Source organism: Kitasatospora sp. NPDC096140 (genome assembly GCF_040303045.1).
GTDB lineage: Bacteria > Actinomycetota > Actinomycetes > Streptomycetales > Streptomycetaceae > Kitasatospora.
The window spans coordinates 1-25,365 of the sequence record NZ_JBEOUW010000009.1; the positions used below are offsets into that span (position 1 = coordinate 1).

General features: G+C 72.9%; 19 protein-coding genes. 3 read left to right on the forward strand and 16 right to left on the reverse strand.

All coding sequences use genetic code 11. The features are described from left to right. Positions 1-106: 106 nt before the first annotated feature. The gene (gene katG, locus ABT048_RS11215; RefSeq protein WP_350521087.1) at positions 107-2,326 is read right to left on the reverse strand and encodes a catalase/peroxidase HPI; all 2,220 of its coding nucleotides are present in this window, start codon (positions 2,324-2,326) and stop codon (positions 107-109) included. Between the two features lie 219 nt (positions 2,327-2,545). On the opposite strand from katG, the gene ABT048_RS11220 reads away from it, so the two are divergent. Next, positions 2,546-2,959, forward strand: a complete 414-nt coding sequence (locus tag ABT048_RS11220) for a Fur family transcriptional regulator (RefSeq protein ID WP_350521088.1) — start codon at positions 2,546-2,548, stop codon at positions 2,957-2,959. Positions 2,960-3,054: 95 nt separating this feature from the next. Here the strand turns inward: ABT048_RS11220 and ABT048_RS11225 are convergent, their stop codons facing one another. The 4 genes from ABT048_RS11225 to ABT048_RS11240 form a co-directional block, all read right to left on the reverse strand. Continuing rightward, a complete protein-coding gene (locus tag ABT048_RS11225) occupies positions 3,055-3,735 on the reverse strand; it encodes a hypothetical protein (protein ID WP_350521089.1) in 681 nt (226 codons plus the stop codon). Between the two features lie 154 nt (positions 3,736-3,889). Next, on the reverse strand, positions 3,890-6,157 hold the full coding sequence (locus tag ABT048_RS11230; protein ID WP_350521090.1) for an RICIN domain-containing protein: 2,268 nt from the start codon (positions 6,155-6,157) through the stop codon (positions 3,890-3,892). Between the two features lie 500 nt (positions 6,158-6,657). Further along, entirely contained in the window at positions 6,658-7,278 is a 621-nt protein-coding gene (locus ABT048_RS11235; protein ID WP_350521091.1) for an RICIN domain-containing protein, read from the reverse strand. A gap of 294 nt (positions 7,279-7,572) precedes the next feature. Next, on the reverse strand, positions 7,573-8,766 hold the full coding sequence (locus ABT048_RS11240) for a M6 family metalloprotease domain-containing protein (RefSeq protein ID WP_350521092.1): 1,194 nt from the start codon (positions 8,764-8,766) through the stop codon (positions 7,573-7,575). A gap of 666 nt (positions 8,767-9,432) precedes the next feature. Here ABT048_RS11240 and ABT048_RS11245 point away from each other — a divergent pair. Next, positions 9,433-11,040, forward strand: a complete 1,608-nt coding sequence (locus ABT048_RS11245) for an NPCBM/NEW2 domain-containing protein (protein WP_350521093.1) — start codon at positions 9,433-9,435, stop codon at positions 11,038-11,040. Positions 11,041-11,092: 52 nt separating this feature from the next. Here ABT048_RS11245 and ABT048_RS11250 read toward each other — a convergent pair whose 3' ends face one another. From ABT048_RS11250 to ABT048_RS11275, 6 genes are all read right to left on the reverse strand, one after another. Further along, on the reverse strand, positions 11,093-12,514 hold the full coding sequence (locus ABT048_RS11250; protein WP_350521094.1) for an RICIN domain-containing protein: 1,422 nt from the start codon (positions 12,512-12,514) through the stop codon (positions 11,093-11,095). A 421-nt stretch (positions 12,515-12,935) separates the two neighbouring features. After that, complete coding sequence (locus tag ABT048_RS11255) at positions 12,936-14,360, reverse strand: sensor histidine kinase (RefSeq protein WP_350521095.1); 1,425 nt, start codon at positions 14,358-14,360, stop codon at positions 12,936-12,938. After that, a complete protein-coding gene (locus tag ABT048_RS11260) occupies positions 14,357-15,085 on the reverse strand; it encodes a response regulator transcription factor (RefSeq protein ID WP_350521096.1) in 729 nt (242 codons plus the stop codon). The genes ABT048_RS11255 and ABT048_RS11260 overlap by 4 nt, the downstream gene beginning before the upstream one ends. Positions 15,086-15,327: 242 nt before the next feature. Further along, a complete protein-coding gene (locus ABT048_RS11265) occupies positions 15,328-16,629 on the reverse strand; it encodes a cytochrome P450 (protein ID WP_350521097.1) in 1,302 nt (433 codons plus the stop codon). Continuing rightward, positions 16,626-17,354 carry a hypothetical protein gene (locus ABT048_RS11270; protein WP_350521098.1) on the reverse strand — a complete coding sequence of 243 codons (729 nt, stop codon included), beginning with the start codon at positions 17,352-17,354 and terminating at the stop codon, positions 16,626-16,628. The genes ABT048_RS11265 and ABT048_RS11270 overlap by 4 nt, the downstream gene beginning before the upstream one ends. After that, positions 17,351-18,196, reverse strand: a complete 846-nt coding sequence (locus ABT048_RS11275; RefSeq protein WP_502893998.1) for a helix-turn-helix domain-containing protein — start codon at positions 18,194-18,196, stop codon at positions 17,351-17,353. Before ABT048_RS11275 ends, ABT048_RS11270 begins: the two co-directional genes overlap by 4 nt. Positions 18,197-18,408: 212 nt before the next feature. Here ABT048_RS11275 and ABT048_RS11280 point away from each other — a divergent pair, with 212 nt between their 5' ends. Then, complete coding sequence (locus ABT048_RS11280) at positions 18,409-19,071, forward strand: NADPH-dependent F420 reductase (RefSeq protein ID WP_350521100.1); 663 nt, start codon at positions 18,409-18,411, stop codon at positions 19,069-19,071. Between the two features lie 124 nt (positions 19,072-19,195). On the opposite strand, the gene ABT048_RS11285 is transcribed toward ABT048_RS11280, so the two are convergent. The 5 genes from ABT048_RS11285 to ABT048_RS11305 all read right to left on the reverse strand — a co-directional run bounded on the left by ABT048_RS11285 (position 19,196) and on the right by ABT048_RS11305 (position 25,151). After that, positions 19,196-20,281, reverse strand: a complete 1,086-nt coding sequence (locus tag ABT048_RS11285) for a LacI family DNA-binding transcriptional regulator (protein WP_350521101.1) — start codon at positions 20,279-20,281, stop codon at positions 19,196-19,198. 64 nt (positions 20,282-20,345) lie between these two features. Beyond that, positions 20,346-22,067: a glycoside hydrolase family 36 protein gene (locus ABT048_RS11290; protein ID WP_350521102.1), complete on the reverse strand. Its 1,722-nt coding sequence runs from the start codon at positions 22,065-22,067 to the stop codon at positions 20,346-20,348. Next, positions 22,064-22,891: a carbohydrate ABC transporter permease gene (locus ABT048_RS11295; protein ID WP_350521103.1), complete on the reverse strand. Its 828-nt coding sequence runs from the start codon at positions 22,889-22,891 to the stop codon at positions 22,064-22,066. Before ABT048_RS11295 ends, ABT048_RS11290 begins: the two co-directional genes overlap by 4 nt. Then, positions 22,888-23,811: a carbohydrate ABC transporter permease gene (locus ABT048_RS11300; protein WP_350521104.1), complete on the reverse strand. Its 924-nt coding sequence runs from the start codon at positions 23,809-23,811 to the stop codon at positions 22,888-22,890. The genes ABT048_RS11295 and ABT048_RS11300 overlap by 4 nt, the downstream gene beginning before the upstream one ends. Beyond that, complete coding sequence (locus ABT048_RS11305) at positions 23,808-25,151, reverse strand: ABC transporter substrate-binding protein (protein ID WP_350521105.1); 1,344 nt, start codon at positions 25,149-25,151, stop codon at positions 23,808-23,810. Before ABT048_RS11305 ends, ABT048_RS11300 begins: the two co-directional genes overlap by 4 nt. Positions 25,152-25,365 lie beyond the last annotated feature (214 nt).

The following is a 25,365-nucleotide window of genomic DNA, read 5'->3' on the forward strand; positions in this document are numbered from 1 at the left end:
CTCCGCCGCCCCCGCCTCGTCCGGGTACTTCCCCCGCGGCCAGAAGAACCCGCGCAGCCCGTCCTTCGGAGATTACCCCGGGCTCCCGCCCGCACCGCCGTGGGGATCAGACGAGGTCGAAGCGGTCCGCGTTCATGACCTTGACCCAGGCCGCGACGAAGTCCGTCACGAACTTCTCCTTGGCGTCGTCGCTCGCGTACACCTCGGCGACGGCCCGGAGTTCGGCGTTCGAGCCGAAGACCAGGTCGGCCCGGGTGCCGCTCCACCTGACCTTGCCGGAGGCGTCCCGGCCCTCGAAGGTGTGCGAGTCCTCCGAGGTGGCCGTCCAACGGGTGCCCAGGTCCAGCAGGTTGACGAAGAAGTCGTTCGTCAGCACGCCGGGGGTCTCGGTGAGCACGCCGTGCGCGGACTGCCCGTGGTTGGCGCCCAGCACGCGCAGGCCGCCGACCAGCACGGTCAGCTCCGGGGCGCTCAGGCCGAGCAGGTTCGCCTTGTCGAGCAGCAGGTACTCGGCCGGCAGGCGGTTGCCCTTGCCGACCCAGTTGCGGAAGCCGTCGGCCTTGGGCTCCAGCGCGGCGAAGGACTCGGTGTCGGTCAGCTCCTGCGGCGCGTCCACCCGGCCGGCCGCGAACGGCACCTCGACGGCGAGGCCGGCCGCCTTGGCCGCCTGCTCGACGCCGACGCCGCCGGCCAGCACCACCAGGTCGGCCAGCGAGACCTGCGTGCCGCCGCCGGCCTGCGCGTTGAAGTCCCGCTGCACGCCCTCCAGGGTGCGCAGCACCGCGGCCAGCCGGTCGGGCTCGTTGACCTCCCAGCCGATCTGCGGCTGCAGCCGGATCCGGCCGCCGTTGGCACCGCCGCGCTTGTCGCTGGAGCGGAAGGAGGAGGCCGCCGCCCAGGCGGTGGAGACCAGCTCGGCCACCGACAGGCCGGTGTCGTTGATCCGCCGCTTGAGGTCGGCCACGTCGGCCGCGCCGATCTGCCGGTGGTCGACGGTCGGCAGCGGGTCCTGCCAGAGCAGGTGCTCGCTGGGGACCTCCGGGCCGCGGTAGCGGACGACCGGGCCCATGTCGCGGTGGGTCAGCTTGTACCAGGCGCGGGCGAAGGCGTCGGCGAACGCCGCCGGGTCCTCCAGGAAGCGCCGGGAGATCGGCTCGTAGACCGGGTCGAAGCGCAGCGACAGGTCGGTGGTGAGCATGATCGGGACGTGGCGCTTGTCCGGGTCGTGGGCATCCGGGACGGTGCCCTCGCCCGCGCCGTCCTTCGGCTTCCACTGGTGGGCGCCGGCCGGGCTCTTGGTGAGCTCCCACTCGTAGCCGAACAGCGTCTCGAAGAAGCTGTTGTCCCAGGTGACCGGGGTGGGCGTCCAGGCGCCCTCCAGGCCGCTGGTGATCGCGTCCCCGCCGACGCCGGTGCGGAAGGCGCTCTTCCAGCCGATGCCCTGCTGCTCCATCGGCGCGTCCTCGGGGTCCGCGCCGACGTTGTCCGCCGGGCCGGCGCCGTGGGTCTTGCCGAAGGTGTGGCCGCCGGCGATCAGCGCGACGGTCTCCTCGTCGTTCATCGCCATCCGGTAGAAGGTCTCGCGGATGTCGCGAGCGGCGGCGATCGGGTCCGGGTTGCCGTTGGGGCCCTCGGGGTTGACGTAGATCAGGCCCATCTGGACGGCGGCCAGCGGGTTCTCCAGCTCGCGGTCGCCGGTGTAGCGCTCGTCGCCCAGCCAGGTGGTCTCCGGGCCCCAGTAGACGTCCTCGTCGGGCTCCCACTCGTCCACCCGGCCGCCGCCGAAGCCGAAGGTCCGGAAGCCCATGCCCTCCAGCGCGACGTTGCCGGCCAGGACGATCAGGTCGGCCCAGGAGAGGCTGCGGCCGTACTTCTTCTTCACCGGCCACAGCAGGCGGCGCGCCTTGTCCAGGCTCGCGTTGTCGGGCCAGCTGTTCAGCGGGGCGAAGCGCTGCTGGCCGCCGCCGGCGCCGCCGCGGCCGTCGCTGATCCGGTAGGTGCCGGCGCTGTGCCAGGCCATGCGGATCATGAACGGGCCGTAGTTGCCGTAGTCGGCCGGCCACCAGTCCTGGGAGGTGGTGAGCACCTCCTGGATGTCCCGCTTGACGGCCGGGAGGTCGAGCGCCTCGAAAGCCGCCGGGTAGTCGAATTCCGCTCCGAGCGGATTGGCCACGGCGGGGTTCTTGGCGAGGATCTTGAGATTGAGCCGCTCCGGCCACCACTGGCGGTTGCCACCGCCCTGCGTGGGGTGCGCGGCGCGCCCGTGGTTCACCGGGCAGCCCTCCGCCTTCGCCTCTACGCCGGTTGCATCGTGGATGTCAGACATGGGAATCCTTCCCTCACAAGGCGGATCACGGTGTCTTCTGTGCTACCTACGGCATCTACATCTACTGCTGGTACCTAGGCTAGCGCCGGAGCCGATCCTACGATGGACGGAATCCAAGTCAAGAATGACACCAAACCCATATCCGATCGGGATCCGGATGACCCAGGATGTGTATTGGTAAACTCCGGTCTTCCCCTTGACCTGAATAGGTGAACCGATATGAGTGACCTGCTGGAGCGACTGCGCGGGCGCGGCTGGCGCCTCACCTCCCAGCGGCGTGTCGTGGCCGAGGTCCTGGACGGCGAGCACGTGCACCTGACCGCGGACGAGGTGCACGCCCGCGCGGCGGAGCGCCTCCCGGAGATCTCCCGGGCGACGGTCTACAACACCCTCGGCGAGCTGGTCACCCTCGGCGAGGTCATCGAGGTCTCCACCGACGGGCGCGCCAAGCGCTACGACCCCAACGCGCACCGCCCGCACCAGCACCTGATCTGCACCGGCTGCGGCGCCATCCGCGACGTCCACCCGCTCGGCAACCCGCTGGCCGACCTCCCGACGGAGCAGCGCTTCGGATTCACCGTCTCGCAGGCCGAGGTCACCTACCGGGGCCTCTGCCCGACCTGCGCGGGCTGATCCTTCCGGCGGCCCCCGGCGGTCCGGCCGTCCGCTTCCGACTGCGCGGACAGGCCGACAGCACCACCGCCTGCAGGGCGCGCCCCGGGGGTGGATCAACCGCGGGTGGCCTTGCGGCGCAGACGGAAGCCGAGCACGACGAGCACGACGGCGACGGCCGCGGTGCCGACGGCGGCCCAGGCGGCGGCGGTCGAGCCGTCCTCGTCCGCGGAGTCCTTCGGCCGGGCACCGGACGTCGCGGTGGCGGAAGCGGAGGTGCCTGCGGGAGCGGAGGTGGTCGGGTCGGTGGGGGCGGGGGCCGTCGGGTCGGTGGTGGGGCCGAGGGTGACGACCGGGGACGGGACGGTGGTCGGCCCGGAGGTGGGCGCAGTGGTGGGCACGGAGCCGACCGGGTCGCTGATGGCGGCGGCCTGCACGTCGAGTTCGCGCTCGCCGTGGCCGAGGTCGGGGAAGGCGCAGTCGACGGTGATCTTCCAGTGGCCGGCCGGCAGGATCTCGCGGGTGGTGTAGCTGCCGGGGTGGCCCGGGACGGCGACCAGGCGCCAGGGGCCCACCGTGCGCCCGTCGGAGGAGGTCGCGGCGAGCGAGCCGGCGAACCCCTCGGTGACCGGGTCGTGGTCGTTCTCGAAGGTGGCAGTGGTGGCGACGTGACCGTTGTCCGCGCCGGTGATCTCCAGGTGGACGGTGTCGCCGTGGGCGGAGGCGGGGACTGAGGCAGTCGCGAGAACGGCCGCCCCGGCGACGGCCAGGGCGGCGGCGATGGAACGGATGCGCATGGGCTGCTTCCTCGTACGGTGAGTGGGACGGCCGGGCGCGGCCGCCGCGGTTCACGGCGGCCGCACCCGGCCGATCGGTCCTGCCCGGGGTCGACCGGCCTGCCCGACCGACCTGCCCGGGCGGCCGGAGGGGGGCCGGCCGCCCGGTCCGGGGTCAGGAGGTCTTCTGCAGCGACCAGTTCTGGAAGGCCTGGCCGTTCGGCTGCTGGAGCTCCAGCAGCCAGCCGCCGTAGTACCAGCGGTTGCTGATGCCGAGGACCAGCGAGGAGCCCTGGGCGGTGATGGTGACGCCGCCGTTGGCGGAGTTCACCTGCCACTTCTGTGCGGCCGCGTCCGAGCAGGGCTGCTGGGCGACGTACTGGCCGGCCACCGCGTCACCGCCCAGCTGGAGGCACTTGTCGGAGCGCACGGACTTGATCCGCAGGGTGCCGTTCCCGGCGTCCTCGAAGGTCCACTTCTGGTTGGCGTAGCCGGTGCGCTGGTAGGCGATGGCGACGGTGCCGTCGTTCATCGAGCTGCCCCACAGGTCGGCGGCCTGGCCGGTGAGCCCGTTCACCAGGGTGTAGCGGGTGCCGGGCTGCGGCGTGCCGGAGTCGGCGGTGGTCTTGAAGGTCACGGTGCGACCCGGCTTGGAGACCTTGCCGGCGGCGTCACGGGAGGCGATGGCCACCTTGTACTGGGTGCCCGGGGCGAGCCGGACCATGCCGACCACGGTCGAGTGGACGGTGCCGACGGACTGTCCGTTCAGCAGGACGTCGTAGCCGGCGGCACCGTTGGCGGCCGGCCAGCTCAGCATGGCCGAGCTCTGGGTGACCTGGCTGACCGTCACGTCAGGACCGGTGGAGCCGGTCGTGGAGGTGGCCGTCGGTGACGGCGTGGCGGTGGGCGAGGAGGTACCGGTGGCCGTCGGGCTCGGGGACGCGGTCTTGGTGGGCGTGGCGGTCGCCGTGGGCGACGGGCTCGCCGTACTGGTCGGCGTGGGCGACGGACCGCCGGTCTTGGTCGGCGTGGGCGACGGGCCGCCGGTCTTGGTCGGCGTGGGGGTCGGCGTGGGGGTCGGGTTGGGGCCGGTGCCGCCGCCCGCGATCAGGAAGCGGTTGTTGGCGACGTTCCAGTGCGTGGCCAGGTAGCTGCCGGGCGCGGGGTTGGTGTTGTAGTAGTCGTCGTGGCGGCAGTCCAGCCGGTCGTCGTGACTGTTGTCCGGGCAGACGGTCTTCATCTTCGGGTAGTTCGGGGCGTCCGAGTAGCACATCAGGTCCCACTCGTCGACGCAGTGGCCGGCCTTGCTGGAGTTCGGCGCGCTGTCGTTGACGGCGCCCAGGTTGTGGCCGAGTTCGTGCGCGGCGGTGGCGCCGTCCCAGCAGCCGGAGTCGGAACGGCCGTAGGAGGGACCGAAGTTGCTCTGGTTGTCGGCGCCGGGGCGCTCGTCACCGTCGAAGGTCCCGATGCCGCAGTACACCTGGGCGTCGGTGAACATCATGTACTTGCGGTCCTTGCGGTTGAACCCCTGCTTGGCCAGCGCGTTGTTCTGCGAGTTGAAGTCCCTGATGTCCGCGTCGGAGATCTGGACGTTCAGCACCGCGGCGGTGCAGTCGGACTCGGTGACGAAGCGGACGTGCCGGTCGCCGCCGGTCTCCTGGGCGCTGGCGTCGTAGATGGTGTCGACGTCCGCGGCCCACTTCTTGAACGAGGCCAGGTACTGGGCGAAGCGGTCCTTGCCCGGGGCGTGGACGTACACCACCTGGACGCGGTTGCCGCTGGTGCCGTCGCCGTCGCAGACCACGGCCGAGCCGCCCGCGGCCGCGGCGGCGGCCGGGTTCTTCGGCGAGGCGTCGGCCGCGTCGCCGACCAGGGCCTTGGTCCCGGCGTCCAGAACCGGCGAGCCGCCCTTCAACAGGTCGGCGGCGGAAGGCGGCTGGGCGTTCGCCGCCGGGGTCAGCGCGGCCGGCTGGGCGGCGGCCGCGGCCACCGGGGCGGCGTCCTTGTGGATGTCGACGCCCTGCGGCGGGGCGTCGGGGCCGTGGCTGCAGAGCGTACCGCCGCTGACCTGCAGCTGTCCGGCGCAGCGGTCGTCGCTGGGCAGGCTCAGACCGGCGTAGACGAGACCGCGGTCGGGCTGCTCCTTGGGTATCTCCTTGAGCGGCGTCGCCTTGGCGTCACGCTTCGGGGCGGCCGGCGCCTTGGTGCCGCTCTCGGCGGAGCCGGTCTCGCCGTCGTCGTCGGTGACCAGACCGACCGTCTGGCTCGCGCCGAGATCGTCGGCCGACGCCGCGGCCGGGACGCGCGAGGGCGCGTCCAACGCGGTCTGGATGCCCAGGACGCCGGCGACCATCCCGGCGGCGACCGCCAGGCTGACGAGTGCCGTCGTGCGGGTCGAGCGCTTCTGCCGGCGACGGCGACGCTCGGTGCTTCGGTGTCCCATCACGTTCCTTTCCTTGTACGGGGCCCGGGGGTGTCCCCCTGGGGTGCCCGCGCCTGCGGCGGGCTTGCTTCCGTGCCCGGGTCGGGCCAGCTTGTTCCCGGCCCCGGGCAGTGGGGCGGATGCGGTGCGGGCGGCTGTCGGAAGGCCGCCGGACGGCCCCCCGACCGGTCCGGACGGCGAGCGCTGTCGCGGCCGACAGCGGTTCGGACAGCGCTGCGGACAGCGGGAGTTCGGCACCACCGGTACCGCTCCGGTGACGGGCGGACGGCCGAGGTGCACTCGCGGACCACTCGCTGTACCCGGCTGATCGTAGGAGCAGTGCGGTGGCCGAAACCCGTCCTCGAAGACGCGGTTAACCAAGCCCTAACGTTCCGCTTAACCCATGGCCGGCGGTGCCGCGCGGCCGGCTGACGGGTGGTCCGGCGACGACGACGGGGACGAAGCCCGGCGGAACGTCGGCCATGACCGCGGATCGCCGGTCGCCGGTGGCCGCTCGCCGGTCATCCCAGGGTGAACAGGAAGCTGCCGGAGTGGTAGTAGTCGGGCAGCTGGACGAGGGCCGATCCGACGCGGGCCGGGTCGGCCCTCGACCAGTTCTCCGGGCCGAGCAGATGGCCGGCGTCCTCGCTCGACGGGACGGGCGGGACGAACCACAGCCGGACGGCACCGGTCCTGGCATCCCGCTCGAACTGCCAGAGCTGCTGGGCGCGTTGCTCGCCGGAGCGGCAACTCCGAAGGGCGACCGTGATCGTGTCCCCGCCGGCGGTGGTCCCGTCCAGGCACAGTCCGGTGTCCGCGTTGCGGAGTTGGTAGGTGTCCTGATCGGCCGCCAGGAGCTCCCAGCGCTGGTCGGCCTGACCGGTGCAGTGCTGAAGCTGCAACGGGCCGTCGGCATTCCGGTCGGCGATGCCGACGCAGAGCCCCGAGACCCTGTTGACGAGCGGAAGACCGATCCGTCCGGTCGGCGACGGTGTGACGACCGTCGACGGTCCCGGGGACGGGGTGGTCACCGGACTCGTGCTCGGGTCGCCGGTGACGGGTGCCGGCTCCGTGGAGCCGGGGAGCGCGAGGGCGCCGGCCGGCGGACGGTGCGCACCCGCCGCGTGGACGGTCGTGAGCACCAAACCGGCGATGACCAGCGCCAGCACCGCGCCGGCCCCGACGGCGGCGAAGGACGTCAGCGCGCGTCGCCGGCCGGGACGCCGGCCGTCGGCGCACGGCGGTCGCGCCCGGAGGCGAAGGGCGCGACGTGGTGCGGGGCCTGGTGCGGGCTCCTCCCGGAGCAGGCCTGTCGGTCCGGACTCCGTGGTCGGGTGGTTCACCGGATCCGACATCCCTCCTCCGTCCCACGACGGGTTCACCGCCGCACGGTCCCCGCGTGCGGCGTGGTGCGGTGCCTCCCGGTGCCGCTTCGGCTACTTGTGGATGGTGAGCGTGTAGTTGCCGCCGTTGTGGCCGGTGACGTCGATCGTCGCCCCGGACTCGTCGCTGTAGTGGCTGACGGCGCCGGAGCCGTAGCCGAAGGCGGCGTCGTTGAGTTCGTGTCCTCCGCAGCCGCCGGAGCGGGGGCGGGCGTCCTGGACCCGGACGGGACCGTCGCCGCTGTTGACGGTGGTGTCGACGGTGTAGATCAGGACACCCGTGGTACAGGCGCCGCTGTCGACGCCCTGCTTCCCGCGGACCTCGGCGACGACGGCGCGGGTGGGACCGGTCCTGACGACGGCGATCTTCCTGCCGCCGTTCGTCTCCAGCGGGGTGAGGGTCACCGTGTGGGTGCCCGGCCCGCCGTAGCAGCTGACCTGGTTGTCGTCGATCCACTGCTGCTTCCACTTGTGCCAGCCGAAGCGGTCCGGGTCGGGGCCGGAGATGAGGCCCATCATGTCCCAGCCGCCCACGTAGCCGTGGGCGTCTCCGGACCCGAAGGAGTAGAGGTCGGGCAGCCCCATGGCGTGGCCCGTCTCGTGGTTCATCACACCCGATCCCCAGGCCCACAGGTCCTGCCCGAGGGTGACGGTCTTGTCGATCACGGTGCCGTCGGCGGCCGTGACGCTGCCCATGAAGGTGGGAGAGAAGGAGATCGCCGAGGCGCGCCCGGTCGGCACGATGTAGAGGATCTGAGTACCGCTGAAGTCCACCGAGCGGCCGACGGCCCTCAGGGCGTCCTCGATGTACCGCTGGTGGCTCTCGTAGCTCAGGCCCCGCTGGTAGCCGTAGCTGTCGGAGGAGTTCGGCATGCGGTAGAAGCGGCTGGTGTCAGCCGAGATGTGCAGGTTCAGCCGGCCGTACGAGGCCTTGGAGAACCAGTCGGTGGCGCCGGGCGCGAGCTGGTCGTACAACGACGCGGTGGAGTCGTTCGCCTTGGCGTCGGGGAAGTCCACGAAGATCATCTTGGCGTTCACGGTGCCGGTGGACGGCACGAGACCGGCCTGGCCGCCGAAGCCCTCCGACAGATTGGCGCCCGTCGCCCGCAGCTTGCAGCTCGCCGACGACTCCGCGACCGCCGCCGACGCCGGGCCGGAACCGGACGTCAGGTACACGCCGCCACCGATCACGGTCGCGGTAGCCAGGGCCACGCTGGTGATGCGCCGGGTACGACGATGACGTGCCATGGTGGGTCTCCCTACTCGTCCGCACCGGCGGCAGATCCGCCGTGCCCGGCCGATCGTAGGAGCCGCCAGGTGGCCGGAACCGGCCCTCGAAGGCACGGCTAACCAAGCCCTAACGTTCCGCTCAGCCCACGATCGACAGCGACCCGCGATCGGATGACGCGCGGCGGCTCGCCGAGGCCCGCGAGTGACACGGCCGCCCGGTGGGCGGGCACGGCCGCACACGGCGCCGCTCACCCGCCGGAACGGCCGGGCGAGTCCCCGGGCCGTGTCCCGGCCCGTGCCGCCACACCGTCACGGCGGCACCGGGCCCCGCCGGTCACGCTCGCCCCGACCGGGCCACGGCCCGGGAGTACGGGCCGAAAGGTGAACGGAGCCCTAGGAGTTCGTTACCCGACCCACTGGGCGACGGATCCGGCGCCCGGCCGCTCCTACCCTCACTCGTGTCCGCCGACGGGCCCCGAGGTCGGTGATCCCCGCACCCGGGAGCGGACGGCACGCCCGCACCGGTTCCGGCCCCGGCGCCCCTCGGGCCGGGCGGCGTCGGCCGTCCCGGGCAGGCGCCTCGGACCCCGCGCGAAACGCACCCCCACGGCACGCCCACGGCACCCCACGGCACGCCCGAGCGGGTTCCGCCGAAGACCACCCACAGAGCAGGAGTGCACACCCGTGGCCAAACACCGTTCGAAGAACCGGCTCCGCATCGTCGGTCTCGTCCTCTCCCTCAGCCTGGCCGGGGGAGCCGCTGCCATGCTCGGCTCCTCGGCCATGGCCGGTCCCACCCCGGGCACCAACACGTTCTACGCCTTCCCCTCGGGCACCGGCTCCCTGCACGACGTCACCTGGACGACGACCCCGCAGTCCGACCCCGGCTACACCGCCGACGTCTTCTGGAGCCACCAGTTCGCCTTCGACAACAACCAGACCGCCTACTTCGGCATGCAGAGCGACGGCGGTGACAAGCGCCACGTCCTGTTCTCGGTGTGGGACGCCACCGCCGCCCGGAAGAGCCCCGTCAGCACCTGCGAGAACTTCGACGGCGAGGGCAGCGGCAAGCACTGCAGTGCCCTGCTGGACTGGCAGGCCGGCCACACGTACGCGTTCACCGTCGCCCCCACCTCGGAACGGGGCTGGTTCGGCGCGACCGTCACCGACACCACCACCCACACCAGCATCGACCTGGGCAGCATCAGGACGAACGGTGCCGGCGGAATCTCTCCGGGCGGGATGGCGGACTGGACCGAATACTTCGAGTGGGGCCTCCCCGAGTCCAACTGCTACAACCAGCCGGCCACGTCGGTCGCCTTCGGCGTGCCGAAGGCGAACGGCGGCACGATCTCCGCCGAGGTCTCCGGCAGCCAGGTCAACGACACCTGCAAGTCGATGGCGAAGGTGACGACGAAGCAGGACGGCAGCGTGCAGCGCGGCGCCATCGGCAACACCACCCGGGGCATGGTCCGGCACGACCAGCGGTGCCTGAGCTCGGCCGACGGATCGAGGGCCGCGTTGGCCGACTGCGCCGAGGAGTCCGACCGGGCCTGGGTGTACGCCGTCGACCACACGCTGCGTCTGAGGAACGACACCTGCCTGGCCGTGGACGGCACCGCCGTGACCGTCCGGGACTGCCAGGGCACCCGGGGCGAGGGCCGGGTCGACGATCCGGCCAGGACCTGGGCCTACGACCCCACGGCGAAGACCCTCAGGAACAGCCGCTCCGGACGCTGCCTGGCCGTCGGGGCCGACGGCGGTCCCACGACCGAGGCCTGCACCGACGCCGAGGCCCAGAAGTGGATCCTCCCGACCGCCGACGGCACCGACCGGCCCACCCCGCCGGCGGTCCACTCCGGCCCGCTCAGCGGCCAGCCCTGGACCATCGCCACCAACGGCTGGGGCCCGGTCGAGGAGGACATGAGCAACGGCGAGCGCGGGACGCACGACGGGCACCCCCTGACGATCCGCGGCACCGCCTATGCGAAGGGCCTCGGTGTGCACGCCGCCGGCTCCATCGCCTACGACCTGGGCGGCAAGTGCCGGAACCTCACCGTCGACGTGGGGGTGGACGACGAGACCGGCGGTGACGGCTCGGTGGACTTCCAGATCTACCGGGACACCACCAAGGTCGCCGACAGCGGCACCGTGACCGGCAAGTCCGCCGTCAAGCAGCTGAGCGCCGACCTCACCGGCGGCAGCACGCTGCGCCTGGTGGTCACCAGGTCGGGGCCGGACATCGACCACGACCACGCCGACTGGGCCGACCCCCGGCTCAGCTGCGACTGACCGCCGTACGGCGGGGCCGCGAGCGGGACGTCCCCGGGCGCGGCCACGCCGGTCATCCGAGGGTGAACAGGAAGCTGCCGGAGTGGTAGTAGTCGGGCAGCTGGACGAGCGCCGATCCGCTCCGGGGCGGGTCGGCCTTCGGCCAGTTGTACGGGCCGAGCAGGTGGGAGGCGTCGTCGCTCGACGGGACGGACGGTACGAACCAGAGACGGACGGCACCGGTCTTGGCGTCCGGTTCGAGCCTCCACAGCTGCTCCGCGCGTTGCGCGTCGGACCGGCAGCTCCGCACGGTGACCGCGACGAGGTTCCCGCCCGACGTCGTGCCGTCCAGGCACAGTCCGGTGTCCGCGGTGCGGAGTTGGTAGCCGCCCTGGTCGGCCGCCAGGAGCTCCCAGCGCTGGGCGGCCTGGCCGGTGCACTGCTGGAGCTGCAGCGGGCTGTCGGCGCTCCGGTCGGTGGGAGCGACGCAGAGCCCCGAGGCCCTGTTCACCAGCGGAAGGCCGACCGGGCGGCTCGGGGGCGGTGCCACTGCCGCCGTCGCCGGTGCGGGGCTCGACGGGGTGGAGGACGGAACGGCCGACTCGGTCGGCCGGGCACGTGACGGGCCGGCCGAGGCGGAGGCGGTCGAGGCCGTGGGCGACGGGCTTACCGGTGCGGTGGCCGACGGCGAGTCCGCGACGCTCAACGGAGCCGGGCTCCAGGAACCCGCGGGGGACGCCGGCTCGGCGGAGCCCGGCAGCGTGAGCGCACCGGCCGGTGAGGGGTGGGTTCCTGCCGAGTCCACCATCGTGAGCACCACCCCGGCGAGGACCAGGGCGGACACCGCGCCGGCCCCGACCGCGGCGAAGGACGTCAGCGCGCGCCGCCCGCCGGGGCGCCGGCCGCCGTCGTGCGGCGGACGCGCGCGGCTGCGGGGGGCGGGTCGCGGTGCGGCTGCCGGCTCCGGGCGGGTGCCGGCCTCGGCCGCCGGCGGGGTGCCGGCCTCGGCCGCCGACGAGGCGGTGGCCGAGGGCTCTCCCGTCCACAGCAGCAACCCCCGGCGCAGGACCGGCCGCTGCCAGCGGTCGATGGCGGTCAGCTCCGTCCGGGCGCGACCACAGCTGTCGCATCGGGAGAGATGGCCGGTGAGGCCCTCGGTGTCGTCGGTGGCGCCGTGCCGGACGAACTCCGCCAGGGCGGCGATCAGGTGACGGCACGACCGATCGGGCACCCGCGCGGCATACGTCTGGAGGTAGGCGTCGTACAGGATCTGACGACCCGGCGCGTCCGGCTCCGGCAGGGGCGTCGACGATCGGCCGGCGGGCTCGTCGAGGCAGCTCCACAGCACCGCCTGCCGGTCCTCCGGCAGACTGAGGAACCCGCGCAGGAGGAACGCGTCCGCCTCCGCCGCGGACCGGTCCCGTTCCTGTCCGTCGCGGACCAGGCGTGCCAGTCCGGCGTCCGTCGCGGCCGCGTCGGCCCCCGAATCCGACATCTCTACTCCTCCGTGCGCCTCAGCGGGCGTTTGTCGTCGAACGGTCACCGCGCGGACGGTCGGCGGGGCGAGGGCATCGCAGGCCGTGACCGGAGCGCCACGGACATGAATGCTGCGGAGGCGGTGGTGAGTGCCGGAATCGCGCTCGGCGGCTCGCCGGGCGGGCGCCTGGGTATTCCGTGGCGACTTCCCTACCCGTCGGTAGAGGATCTTGGCCGCGAGGAACTTCCCACGTCAAGGTCCGATCACGCAAATACTCAGAACGTTCAAATATTTGCAAGACAATCCGTCAACAAGGCCTGCCGACATCCGAGATGAATTTGCATGCCCTCGACGATCCGGCGCCTTTGCGAATTGCTCGGCACGACGCACGACGCACGGCGGCACGGCGGACGGGACACGCCCCGTCCGCGAACGGGCCTCAGTCCTGCCGGCTGCGCCGGAGGACCTCCGTGACGCGCCGCCGGCGGTGGCGCCACGGCCGGCCGAGGGCGAACCGTGAGTCCGGGGCGAGGCCGAGGGCCACTTCCACCCGCGCCCCGCCCAGCGTGCTGCGGCCGATCGACAGGCGCCCCCGGGTCGACTCGGCTGCGGTACGGGCGATGTCCAGCCCGAGGCCGGTCGACCCGCCGCTGCTGACTCCCCGGGACAGCGCACTGCCCGGGTCCTGGATGCCGGGGCCGCCGTCCTCGACGACCAGCACGACGCTCTGGGCCGTCCGCTGCACGCTCACCGCGAAGGCGGTCCCCTCGGGGGTGTGCCGGAAGACGTTGCCGACCAGGGCGTCGACCATGGCGGCCAGGTGGTCGTCCGGCAGCAGCACGGGCGTGGGTTCGTCGGTCGCCTCGAAGGTGCACCACCGGCCCTCCTGCTCGGCGAGCACCGACCAGAAGCCGACGCGGTGCGCGGCCAGCTCCGACACCCGGCACAGTTCGGCGGAGCGCCGCCCGGGGTGCCCGGCCCCCCGGGCGCGGGAACCGGTGCCGTCCTTGGCACCGAGCGGCCTGCCGGACAGCGGCATGCGGGCCGTGACGATGATCGAGTCCAGTTCGGATTCGAGGTGGTCGATCGCCTCGCTCACCCGCGTGGAGCCCGCGACCGTGCCGACCTGCTCGGTGGTGAGGCGCAACGCCGTCAGCGGGGTCCTGAGCCGGTGCGAGAGGTCCGCGACCAGCTCCCGCTCGGATTCGAGGAGCTGCGTCACGCGATCGGCCATGCTGTTGAACGCCAGTCCGGCCGCCCGGAGCTCCGGTGGCCCGCTCGGTTCGACCCGCGCCCCGAGGTCGCCGGCGCCCAGCGCCGCCGAGGCGTCGGACAGGGTGCGGGAGGCGCGCACCACGCGGGCGCCGAGACGGTCGGCCAGCAGGACCGAGCCGATCACGAGGCCCACGGCGAGCAGGGCCATCACCGTCCAGGCCCGGGCCACCCCCTGGTTCAGTTCGGCCTGCGGTACGAACTCCTCCACGACGGCCACCCGGCTCCCCTCCAGGGGCACCGGCTGGAGGTAGGCCCGGCCGCCGGGGACCGCGCCGGTGAAGGACCGCCGCTCCCGCACGACCCGGTCCAGCCGGTCCGCGGGGGCGTGCGCGGTGCCGACGGTCCGGCCGTCCGGCAGATGGACGCTGTGCCGACCGGCCAGCTCCAGACGGGCCACCACCAGCTCCAGGTCCGCGGGCCGGGCCGCCAGGGTCACCGTGGCGGGCACCAGGGCGGCCGCCCGCTGTTCGGCGGCCAGCATGGCCTGCGTCTGCACCTGGGTGCGCAGGAGCAGGGCCAGCGGCACCAGGAAGGAGAGGGCGACCATGGAGGTGGCCACCAGGGCGACGGTGGCGAGGGTGGATCTCACTGGGGGGCCACCAGCTTCACGCCGACGCCCCGGACGGTGTGCAGGTAGCGGGGCCGGGAGGCCCGCTCGCCCATCTTGCGGCGCAGACAGGACAGGTGGACGTCGACGGTCTTCTCGTCCACGTACGGCTGGCGCCAGACCTCGGCGAGGATCACCTGCCGGGAGACGACCCGTCCCGCGTTCCGGGCGAGGAACTCCAGGAGGTCGAACTCGCGCCTGGTCAGGGAGAGATCCCCGCCGGCGAGACGCGCCGTCCGCGCCGTCGGCTCGATGCACAGGTCGCCCACGACGATCGCACCGCGGTCGGCACCGGGCACCGGGCCCGCCGGTGCCGCCGGACCTGCCGCGGGGAAGGCGGCGGGAGCGGAGCAGCGTCGCAGCACGGCGATCAGGCGGGCCACCAGTTGTCCACCGGAGAACGGCTTCACCAGGTAGTCGTCGGCTCCCGCATGGAGAAGCTTGATGATCTCCCGCTCGTCGTCCCGGGCCGTCGCCACCAGGACGGGGACCTGGGACAGGCCGCGGATCATCCGCAGGGCGTCGGCGCCGTCCAGGTCCGGCAGTCCCAGGTCGAGGACGATCGCGTCCGGCGGCCGCCGGGTGATCTCGCGCAGCGCGCCGAAGCCGTTCGGAGAACTGCGCACCAGGAGGTGGTGATTGGTCAGCACCTCTATGAGGGAAGCGCGGATTGCGGGGTCGTCTTCGACGACGAGGACGGACGTCATGGCGCACACCGTAGCGGCCTTGGTGAAATGCGGAGAAGGGGCACCGGATTACGAGATATCGGAGGCTTCCTCACCTTCGCGGAAGGTTAGGGGAATCCTATGGGTTCATGAGCAGAACCGCGTGCGCCGGCTTTCCGTCCCGTGCGGGGCTTACGATCATTCGGCTTCTCCGGCGAGCCGACCGGACCTCGCGCCGGCCGGGGCCGGGCCGGTGCTCGCGGGTCGGTGCGGGTCAGCGCGGGTCAGCGCCAGCGGACGCTCAGGCTCTTGAGGCCGTTCTGGAAGTTCGAGACCAGCCGGGTGGCCGGCGCGCCCGGAGTGAGCTCCAGCTCCGGCAGCTCCGTGACGATCCGCCGGAGCACCGCCGACATCTGGATCCTGGCCAGTTGCGCTCCGACGCAGAAGTGCGGGCCGAAACCGAAGCTGACGTGATCGTTCGGCGTACGGGTGATGTCCAGGCGATCCGGATCGGAGAAGACCGACTCGTCGCGGTTGGCGGAAGCGTGGTACACCACCACCTTGTCGCCGCCGCGGATCGACTGCCCACCGAGCTCGACGTCCCGCGTCGCCGTGCGCCGGAACTCCAGTACGGGCGGCCAGAATCGGAGCAGCTCGTCCACCGCCGAAGCGACGAGATCCGGCCGTCGGCACAGCAGGCGATATTGGTCGGCGTGGGTGAGCAGGGAATGCAGCCCACCCGGCAGGCCGTTGCGCAGAGTCTCGTTGCCGGCGACTCCGAAGAGGAAGAACATCGTCTCGAACTCCGCGACGCTCAGCCCGGATTCCCGCATCCGGGCCACGATGCTGCCGGGCGGCGGCTGCTCGGCCAGCGCGTGCGCGTAGGCGAACATGTCCGCAAGTGCGGCCCGCGAGCGCGGGTTGACGGGCCGCCCGTCGGGGGTGGTGCGGGCCTCCGGGCGGTGGGCCAGCGCGGCGCGCCCCAGGTCGGTGAGCCGGGACGGGTCAGCGGTGCTGGAGTGGGCGTGGTCGGGGTCCTGGTAGCCGATGACGCGGTTCGACCAGTCGACCAGCAACTGCCGGTCCTGCTCCGGCACGCCGAGGATCCGGGCGAGCGTCCACACCGGCAGGTCGGCGGCGAGCGGCACGAAGTCGGCTTCGCCCAGCGGGCGGACGGCAGCGACGAGTTCGGCTGCGCGGGCCTCGATGGCGGCGGTCAGCTCCCGGAGCGCCCGCGGGGTGAAGGCGGCGGCGACGGCCCGGCGCAGCCGGGAGTGGTCGGGCGGGTCCTGGTTGAGCATCATCGCCCGCGCGAAGTCCAGGTCGGCCGGGGTGTCCGGGTCCCGGATCTGGGTGGCGCCCAGGTGCGAGGAGAAGTCCTCCGGGCTGCGCAGCACGTGCTTCACGTCCGCGTGCCGCAGCACCGCCCAGTAGCCCGGCCCGGCCGGCCACTCCCCCACGGCCGGCTCCTCCACCCAGCAGACCGGGGCGGACGCGCGCAGCTCACGGAACAGCCCGTACGGAACCCCCTCGGCGTAGGTCGCCGGGAGGAAGATCTGGTTCACGTACGCCTGGTCGAGGGTCACATGGACGGACGGTACGGCAGAGTCCCCAAGATGTCATGGACGGTGGCGAGTTGTTCGAGGTGAGCGGGTTCCTCGGTCCGGTCGAACGCGTCGGCGACGGCGTCGAGCAGGACGGGGCCGCGCAGCCATGCGGTGAAGGCCCGGTAGGACGGGCTCGTCCGGTCCCAGAAGGCGTTCCGGGGCCCGGGGCCGACGAGGAGGAACTCGTGCAGGCGCTCGACGGCGGTCGGTGTCGCCAGTCGGGCCCATTCCGCCAGCCGCCGGTCGACGCTCCCCGGGTCGGCGGCGGTGAGGGCGCACAGGACGGCTTCGGCGTCCCACCACTCGGGGCCGGTCAGGACGTCCGTCCAGAGGGCGTCGAGGAGTTCGCCGAGGTACGGGGCCTCCGGCCAGTCCCGCCAGGCCGCCCGGTCGAGCTTGCCGCAGAACGGTTCCAGGTCGGGGAGCAGGAGTTCACCGGTGAGGAGGAGCCGGAGGATGCGGGGCGTGAAGTACCGCAGATCCGCCGGGGAGCCGACGGTGTTCAGCACCGACGTGGCGTAGCGCGTCAGTTCGTCGGGCCCCAGCCGTTCGCGGGGTGTGCGCAGCAGGGTGTCGAGGGCGGCCTGCGGGGTGCAGCAGGGGCAGGCGTCGATCCGGCCGGGCCGGGGCGCGGCCGCGAAGGCGGCGGGCAGGCCGGCGAGGAGGTGCTGCAGCCGGCTGCCGGGCGGTCGCTCGGGACTCACCGGGAGGCCGCCCAGGAGAGCAGCAGCCGCAGGGCGTCGTCGGAGGGGGTGTCGGGGTCGGCGGTGTAGGTGACGAGGGCCTGGGAGGGGTCGTCGGCGGGGCGGAGGGTGTCGTAGGCGAGGTCGAGGGTGCCGGCCAGGGGGTGGTGGAAGAGCTTGCGGCCCGAGGTCTTGTCGGCGACCGGGTGTTCGGCCCAGAAGCGGTGGAACTCCTCGCTGGAGAGGCAGAGTTGGCCGACCAGTTCGGCGAGCAGCGGGTCGTCGGGGCGGCGGCCGGCCTCCAGGTGGAGGAAGGCGACGTTCTCCCGGGCGCAGGTCGCCCAGTCGCCGTAGAGCTCTCGGGAGGCCGGGTCCAGGAAGGTGATGCGGGCGATGTTGCGCTCCTCGACCGGGAGGGCGCCGTAGTCGCCGAACAGCGCGGTGGCGGCCCGGTTCCAGGCCAGGACGTCCATCCGGTGGCCCATCACGACGGCCGGGGTGTGGTCCAGTTGTTCCAGCAGGCGCAGCAGGGAGGGGCGGGGCTGCTGGCGGGCGGTCGGCCGGCGGGGGCGGGTGACCGGGCGGGCCAGCCGGTGGAGGTGGCCGGACTCGTCGGGGGCGAGGCGCAGGGCGCGGGCCACGGCGTCGAGGACGGCTTGCGAGGGGTTGCCGACCCGGCCCTGTTCCAGGCGGGTGTAGTAATCCACGCTGACGCCCGCCAGGTGGGCGAGTTCCTCGCGGCGCAGCCCGGCGACGCGGCGGCGGCCGCCGTAGTCGGGCAGGTCGACGTCCTCGGGCCGCAGCCGGGCGCGGCGGGTGCGCAGGAATTCGCTCAGGGTGCTGCTCGGGTTCACGGGAGTGATTCTCACCCGGGCGCGCCCTCCCGTGCCTGGCCCTGGCAGGACCAGGCACGCGGGGACCGCCGGGTCCGGCCTCCGGAAAACCACCCGGTTGCGGGGAATCGGAGCGGTCGGCACGTCGTTGGGCCAAGGCGACGAGCCAGTACGGAACTCGCGGACTTCGCGGAATCGCAGGACTCGCAGGAATCGCAGAACTCGCAGACGAGGGGCTTCCCATGAAGATCGGCATCATCGGCGCGGGCAACATCGGCGGCAACCTGACGCGGCGGCTGACCGCGCTCGGGCACGACGTCTCGGTGGCCAACTCGCGCGGCCCGGAGACGCTGAAGGCCCTGGTCGAGGAGACGGGCGCGACGGCGGTGCCGGTCGCCGAGGCGGCGCGGGGCGCGCAGCTGGTGGTCGTGACCGTCCCGTTGAAGAACGTGCCGGACCTGCCCTCCGGGCTGTTCGACGAGGCCGCCGACGGCGTGGTCGTGATCGACACCGGCAACTACTACCCGAAGGAGCGCGACGGCCGGATCGACGCGATCGAGGACGGCGGGCTGACCGAGAGCCGGTGGACGGAGCAGCACCTCGGCCACCCGGTGGTGAAGGTGTTCAACGGCACCTACGCGCAGGACCTGCTGGAGCGGCCGCTCCCGGCGGGCGACCCGGACCGCCTCGCCGTACCGGTGTCGGGGGACGACGAGGCGGCCAAGCAGGTCGTCCGGGCGCTGGTCGACGAGCTGGGCTTCGACACGGTGGACGCGGGCGGCCTCGACGACTCCTGGCGCCAGCAGCCGGCCACCCCGGTGTACGGGCTGCGGGCCGGCGTCGACGCCGTGACCCGGGCGCTCGCGGAGGCGTCCCCGGAGCGCCCGGCGGCCCACCGGGCCTGAGCCGGGGGCGGGCGGACGGGCGCGGGCGGACGGCCTCGGGCGAACGGGCGCGGCTGAACGGCCTCGGGCGAACGGGCTCGGGCTGACCGGCCCGGGCGTCAGACGGGCGCCGGTCGTCCCGTCGTCACGCGCTGCTCCCCCGCACCACCAGCTCGGTGGGCAGCTCCAGGCCCGCCGCCGGTACCGCCTCCCCCCGCACCCGGCCCAGCAGCCGGCCGACCAGCGCCGTGGCGATCGCGCGCAGCGGCAGCCGGACGGAGGTCAGGGCGGGGTGGAGGTGGCGGCAGAGCGGCGTGTCGTGGAAGCCGGTGACGGCCACCCCACCGGGCCCGACCGCCAGCCCCTCCGCCCGCACCGCCTCGTACACGTCCAGCGCCAGCAGGTCGCTGCCGGCCGCGACGGCGGTGGGCCGGTCGGGCCCGCTCAGCAACGCCCGGACGGCGGCGACCGCGGAGGGCGCCGCGGCCGCCTCCCGCCTCTCCCCCGCCGCCCCGGGGAGCGCCGCCCCGGGGAGCGCCACCGCGGGGAGCGCCACCGCGGACAGGCCCAGCCGGCGGGCCTCGGCGAGGAAGCCCGCCCGGCGGGCCGCCATCCAGGGCAGCTGCTCGTCGACCCCGAGGTAGCCGATCCGGCGGTGGCCCAGCGCCGCGAGGTGCCGCACCACCTCCGCCGTCGCCGCGTCGTTGGCGATGTCCACCCAGTGCTGCGGCTCCCCCGGGCCGGTGCGGCCGAAGCTGACGAAGGGGACGCCGAGCCGTGCGACGTGCGCGATCCGGGGGTCCTCCGCGAGCACGTCCGCCAGGACCAGCCCGTCCACCTGACGGGCCGCCACCAGTTCGTCGATCGCGGCCACCGGGTCCCCGGCCGGCGGTGCGGGCCGGAACAGCAGCACCCGCTGCCCCTCGGCTCCGGCCGCGTCGACCAGGGCCTCCAGGAAGCCGGCCATCAGCGGGTTGGGGTCGAGCGGGTCGTCCACCGGGGCGAGGTAGCCGAGGGTGCGCCGGGCGCCGCTGCGCAGCGAACGCGCCGACTGGTCGGGCTGGTAGCCGAGTTCGCGGATCGCGGTGGTGACCCGGTCGAGGGTCTCCGGGCGGACCCGCTGCGGGGCGTTGAGCGCGTTGGAGACGGTCTGCCGGGAGACCCCGGCCGCGCGGGCGACCTCCTCGATCGTGGTGGCGCCGCGGCGCGGTCGCTGCGGTCCCTCGGGCATCCGGTCTCCTCCAGGCGTGGTCGGCTGCGACTCCGGGCGTGGTCGGCTGTGGCTCCGGGCGTGGTCAGCTGCGGCGCAGGGTCAGCAGTCCGCCGCGCGGCACGGGGATCGGTTCCGCACGGTCCAGCTCGACCTCGCCCTGCCGGACGATACGCCCCCGGGCGTCCTGCACCGTCATCGTGGCCGTCCCGCTGCCGCCGGTGAGCCGGACGTCCGGGTCGGTGTCGGCGTTGGCCACCAGCAGGGTGTGCCAGCCGCCGGAGGCGTCCACCGGCAGTGCGGCGTAGCGGGCGACGGCGACGGTGTCGGCGCCGCGCGCGGTGACCATCGGGTAGCCGAGGTCGGGGCGGGCCGGGAGCAGTTCGCCGAGTTGCAGGGTCGCGGTGTGCGTGCGGAACACGCCGAGCCAGAAGGCGATCGCCTCGCGCTGCCCGTCGCTCTGCGCGGTGAGGTCGACGGAGATCTGCGGGACGGAGAACAGCACGTTGATCAGGTGACAGGCGACCTGCTCCGGCGGTTCGGCCGGGTGCCACATCAGCATGTCGGCGTGGACGGGGACGGGCCCGGCCGCGAGCCGCACGTCGATGGTCCGCTGCCGGTTCTCCTGCGGGCTGAGCGGGCAGTCGGTGGCGCGGATCATGGTGACGTACGGCCACAGGCCCGGGCTGACGTACGGCTGGCGGTGCTCGATCATGGCGTCGGGGTTCGCGGCGGTGATCCGGCGGCGGATCCCGGCGAGCAGCCGCTCGACGCCCTCGTCCACGCTCGCGCAGTCCGCCTCGGGGCCGGCCGGCGGGGCGCCGTCGGCGTCCCGGGCGAACCAGTCGACGAAGTCGACCTTGAGGCCGTCCATGCCCCACTCCTCGACCGCGCGGGCGAGCCGGTCGGTGAGGAAGGCGCGGACCTCGGGGTAGCGCGGGTCGGCGACGACCGCGCCCATGTGGGCGGCGTCGGCGAGCGCGTGGCGGCCGATCCGCTGGTACGCGGCGCTGTCCTTGCCGATGAACGGCAGGGCGTACCAGAGCAGGTAGCGCACGCCGAGGTCGTGGACGCGCCGTACGTGGGCGGCGGTGTCGGGCAGCGAGACGGGCTCCCAGTCGCCGCAGTGGGCGTAGCCGCGGGTGCGGTCGGCGGTCATCCAGCCGTCGTCCACGATGATCACGTCCAGGCCGAGTTCCTTGCCGAGCGCGGCCTGCGTCTCGACGCCTTCGGGCGAGACGTCCTGGTGCATCGAGTACCAGGTGGAGTAGGCGGGGCGGCGGGCGGCCTCGGGGATGTCGGCTTTGTGGTCGGCGCCCCACCAGGCGGCGAGTTCGGCCAGGCTGCGGGCGTAGTGCCGGCGCGAGGTGTCGATCCGGACGGTGAGCCGGTCGGTGGCCTGGGCCCAGAACCGGAACTCGCCGCTCTCCTCGACCACGCCGGCCCCGGCCAGCACGTCGGGGCGTCCGGCGGCGAAGGCGCACAGCGCGACGTCCCCGGTGCCGACGAGCGCGGCGATCGGCGCGCCGCGGGTCAGCCCGGTGCGCTGCGGGGCGCTCCAGGCGGCGGGCAGCCGGCCGGTGCCGTGCGGCTCGGGCGTCCACAGCGCGGTGGCGTCCACGCAGGGCACCCGCCACTCGATCCGGACGTCGCCCTCGCCCTCGGCGCTCACCTCCAGCACCCCGTCGGCGATCTCCCGGGCCGTGCCCGCGCCGCTGACCCGCAGGTCCAGGCCCTGGGCGTGCAGCGGGCGCAGACCGCCGGCGGTGGGCGCGTGCGGCTCCCAGATGTCGGTCACGGTCGTCATCCCTTCGTGGCGCCGGCCAGCAGGCCGGAGATGAACTGCCGTTGGAGGACCAGGAAGAGGACCATCATCGGCAGGGTGGACAGCGCGGTGCCGGACAGGATCGCGCCGTAGTCGGTGTTGGACTTGTTGCCCTGCAGGGTCGCCAGCGCGACGGGCAAGGTGTGCATCGCGGGACTGCGCAGGGCGATCAGCGGCCACACGAACTGGTTCCAGGACCCCAGGAAGAGGAAGATCGACAGGGCCGCGAGCACCGGCCGCATGACCGGCACGACCACGCTGAACAGCACCCGGAGTTCGCCCGCGCCGTCGACCCGGGCGGCGTCCAGGAGCTCGTCCGGCAGACTGCTCAGCGACTGCCGCATCAGGAACACGGCGAACGGCACGCACAGACCGGGCAGGATCAGCGCCTGGTAGGTGTCCAGCAGACCGAAGTCCATCATCATCTTGAACAGTGGTACCAGCATGACCTGTTCGGGCACGACGAGGGTGGACAGCAGCAGTGCGAAGAGCAGGGTGCGGCCGCGGAAACGGAACTTGGCGAAGGCGTACCCCGCCAGCAGCGCCACGACGAGGGCGCCGATCGTCTGGACCCCCGCCACCAGCAGCGAGTTGCCGACCACGCGGAGCAGGCCGATCTTCTGCTGGAGGTGGCTGAGGTTCTCACCGAGGTGCCCGCCGGGCAGCAGCTTGGGCGGCCAGTCGAAGATCTCGGTGTCCTTGCGGGTGGAGGCGATCACCAGCCAGTAGAAGGGGCCGACGGACAGCCCGGTGATGCCGGCGAGCACGAAGGTCAGCGGCCAGCCGCGGAGTTTGCGGAGGTTCATCGGTCGCGCTCTCCCATCAGGCGCATCTGGACCGCGCCGAGCACCGACACGAGCAGGGTGAGCGCGTAGGCGATGGCGGACGCGTAGCCGAAGTCGAAGTACCTGAAGCCGTTCTGGTACAGGTACATGGAAACGGTGAGTGTCGCGTTGTCCGGGCCGCCGCCCGTCAGCACGTACGGTTCGTCGAAGAGCTGGAGCGTGCCGATGGTGGACAGCACGAGCGTGAAGAGCAGCACCGGGCGCAGGCCGGGCAGGGTGATCGCGGTGAAGCGGCGGATCGGTCCGGCGCCGTCGACCATCGCGGCCTCGTACAGTTCCCTGGGGATGGACTGCAGGCCGGCGAGGTAGATGACGGCGTTGTAGCCGGTGTAGTGCCAGGTGAGCACCAGGACGACGGCCATCCGGGCCCAGAACGGCTGGCCCAGCCAGTCGGCGGTGGGCAGTCCGACGGCGTCCAGCAACCAGTTGACCGCACCGTCGTCGGCCTTGAGCAGATAGGCGAAGATCACGCCGGTGGCCACCAGGCCGGTGACCGAGGGCATGAAGATGCCGAGCCGCCACACCGCGCGCCAGCGCACGAACGCGGAGTTGATGGCGACGGCCATCAGCACGGCCAGCGCGAGCATCAGCGGGACCTGCACGACGAGGATCTCGGCGGTGTTGCGCAGCGCCGTCCAGAACAACGGATCGTCCAGCAGGCGCCGGTAGTTGGCGAGGCCGGCGCTGCGGGTGGCGGCGCCCGAGCCGGTGGTGAAGGACAGCAACAGCGAGTCGACGACCGGGTAGGCCTTGAACACGCCGAAGGTCAGGAGGGCGGGGGCGAGCAGCAGGTACGGCACTGCGGTGCGACGCCACCGGGCGGCGCGGTGGGCCCGCGCGGCGTCCTTGGCAAGGGTGACGGACGGGGCGGCGGCGGTCATGCGATCGTGCGTCCGGTCTGCTGGGCGAGCTGCTTCGCGGCGTCCTGGAGGACGGCGGCCGGGTCGGCGCCCTTGAGGAGGACCTTGGTCTGGGCGTCGCTGACGAGCTTGAGGGCGCGGGCGTAGTCGCCGGAGTAGTTGGTGGGGTCGCCGCCGTCGGTGGCGAGGTCGGCGAAGGTCCTGAGCACCGGCTGGCCTCCGTAGTAGGCGCTCGGCGCGGCGTACAGCGGGTCGGTGTAGGCCTCCGTGAGGGCCGGGAAGACACCGCCGGCGTTGAACATGGCGTTCACCGAGGCGGTGCGGGTGAGCGCGTACTCGACGAACTTCCAGGCGGCGCGGCGGCGCGGGCTGGAGGCGGAGACGGCCAGGTGGGTGGAGTTGACCAGGGCGGTGCGCTTCCCGCCGGGGGTCACTGCCGGGGGCTTGGTGAGGCGCCAGTTTCCGCTCTGGTCGGGGAACTTCTTCTCCAGGTAGTGCGCGACCCATGCGGGCATCGCGGCCACCGCGAGCTTGCCCGTCTTCATCACGGGCACCCAGCTCTGGACTCCGGGGGTGTCGGCGATCAGCCCGGCCTCCTCCAGTCGCTTGACGATGGTCAGGGCGCGGACGGCCGGCTCGGAGCCGACGGTGATCTTCCCCTGGAGGTCGAAGTAGAACGCTCCCTGGAGCTGCATCAGACCCTGGAGGAAGTCCAGGTCGGGGGTCGGGTTGGCGGCCTTGTTGAGGCCGATCACGGCGATGCCGGGGTTGGCGGCCTTGAACCGGTCGGCGACGGCGATCAGGTCGTCCCAGGTGGCGAGGGACTCGGGATCGATGCCCGCCTTGTCGAAGTAGTCCTTGCGGTAGAAGAAGCCGAGCGGATTGACCTCCCACGGCAGCGCGTAGACGTGGCCCTCCTTGCCGGTGACGACCGGCCACAGGCCCTTGGCGAACTTGTCCTTGTGCGCGTCGGCGCCGAACTCGGAGAGGTTGGCCAGGCCCCCGGGGAACTTCTCCAGGTAACCCGGGAGGTAGTCGCAGCCGATGTGCAGGACGTCGCCGAGGCCCTGGCCGCCGGCCGCCATGCCGACGGTGATCTTGTCCCAGATGGCTGGTTCGCCGATGTCCTGGACGTCGACCTTGATCCCGGGGTTGTCCTTCTCGAAGGCCGGGACGATCCCGCGCAGGGCCTCGGCGGCGGTGGCCCAGGACCAGACGGTGATCGTGCCGCTGTCGGCGTCCCCGCCGGAGGCGCCGCCCGAGCCGGAGCCGCCACAGGCCGCGAGGGTGCCGCCGGCGGCGAGGGCCAGCAAGCCCGCTCCGGACGTGCGGAGCAGGTCGCGGCGAGAAAGGTGTGACATTGCATTCCTCTCGGTGGAGCGGCACTGGAAGGCAGGGGGAGGGAGGGGGTGATGGCGCGCTCGCCGGGTTCCGTGGGGCATCCGGAGCGTTTTGAACGTTCAAACACACAAAACAAACCAGAACCAAACGGGTTCCAACGAGCGGGACACAGCAAACGCCCGCCCTCCCCGCGCCGTCAAGAGGTGCGCACGGGAAGGACGGGCTCCGCAACCG

Excerpts from the sequence above, each read along its gene's own strand:
- ABT048_RS11290 (WP_350521102.1), bottom strand. The coding sequence starts at position 22,067 with ATGACGACCGTGACCGACATCTGGGAGCCGCACGCGCCCACCGCCGGC.
- ABT048_RS11305 (WP_350521105.1), bottom strand. The coding sequence starts at position 25,151 with ATGTCACACCTTTCTCGCCGCGACCTGCTCCGCACGTCCGGAGCGGGC.
- katG (WP_350521087.1), bottom strand. The coding sequence starts at position 2,326 with ATGTCTGACATCCACGATGCAACCGGCGTAGAGGCGAAGGCGGAGGGC.
- ABT048_RS11295 (WP_350521103.1), bottom strand. The coding sequence starts at position 22,891 with ATGAACCTCCGCAAACTCCGCGGCTGGCCGCTGACCTTCGTGCTCGCC.
- ABT048_RS11240 (WP_350521092.1), bottom strand. The coding sequence starts at position 8,766 with ATGGCACGTCATCGTCGTACCCGGCGCATCACCAGCGTGGCCCTGGCT.
- ABT048_RS11285 (WP_350521101.1), bottom strand. The coding sequence starts at position 20,281 with ATGCCCGAGGGACCGCAGCGACCGCGCCGCGGCGCCACCACGATCGAG.
- ABT048_RS11250 (WP_350521094.1), bottom strand. The coding sequence starts at position 12,514 with ATGTCGGATTCGGGGGCCGACGCGGCCGCGACGGACGCCGGACTGGCA.
- ABT048_RS11220 (WP_350521088.1), top strand. The coding sequence starts at position 2,546 with ATGAGTGACCTGCTGGAGCGACTGCGCGGGCGCGGCTGGCGCCTCACC.
- ABT048_RS11300 (WP_350521104.1), bottom strand. The coding sequence starts at position 23,811 with ATGACCGCCGCCGCCCCGTCCGTCACCCTTGCCAAGGACGCCGCGCGG.
- ABT048_RS11260 (WP_350521096.1), bottom strand. The coding sequence starts at position 15,085 with ATGACGTCCGTCCTCGTCGTCGAAGACGACCCCGCAATCCGCGCTTCC.
- ABT048_RS11225 (WP_350521089.1), bottom strand. The coding sequence starts at position 3,735 with ATGCGCATCCGTTCCATCGCCGCCGCCCTGGCCGTCGCCGGGGCGGCC.
- ABT048_RS11230 (WP_350521090.1), bottom strand. The coding sequence starts at position 6,157 with ATGGGACACCGAAGCACCGAGCGTCGCCGTCGCCGGCAGAAGCGCTCG.
- ABT048_RS11280 (WP_350521100.1), top strand. The coding sequence starts at position 18,409 with ATGAAGATCGGCATCATCGGCGCGGGCAACATCGGCGGCAACCTGACG.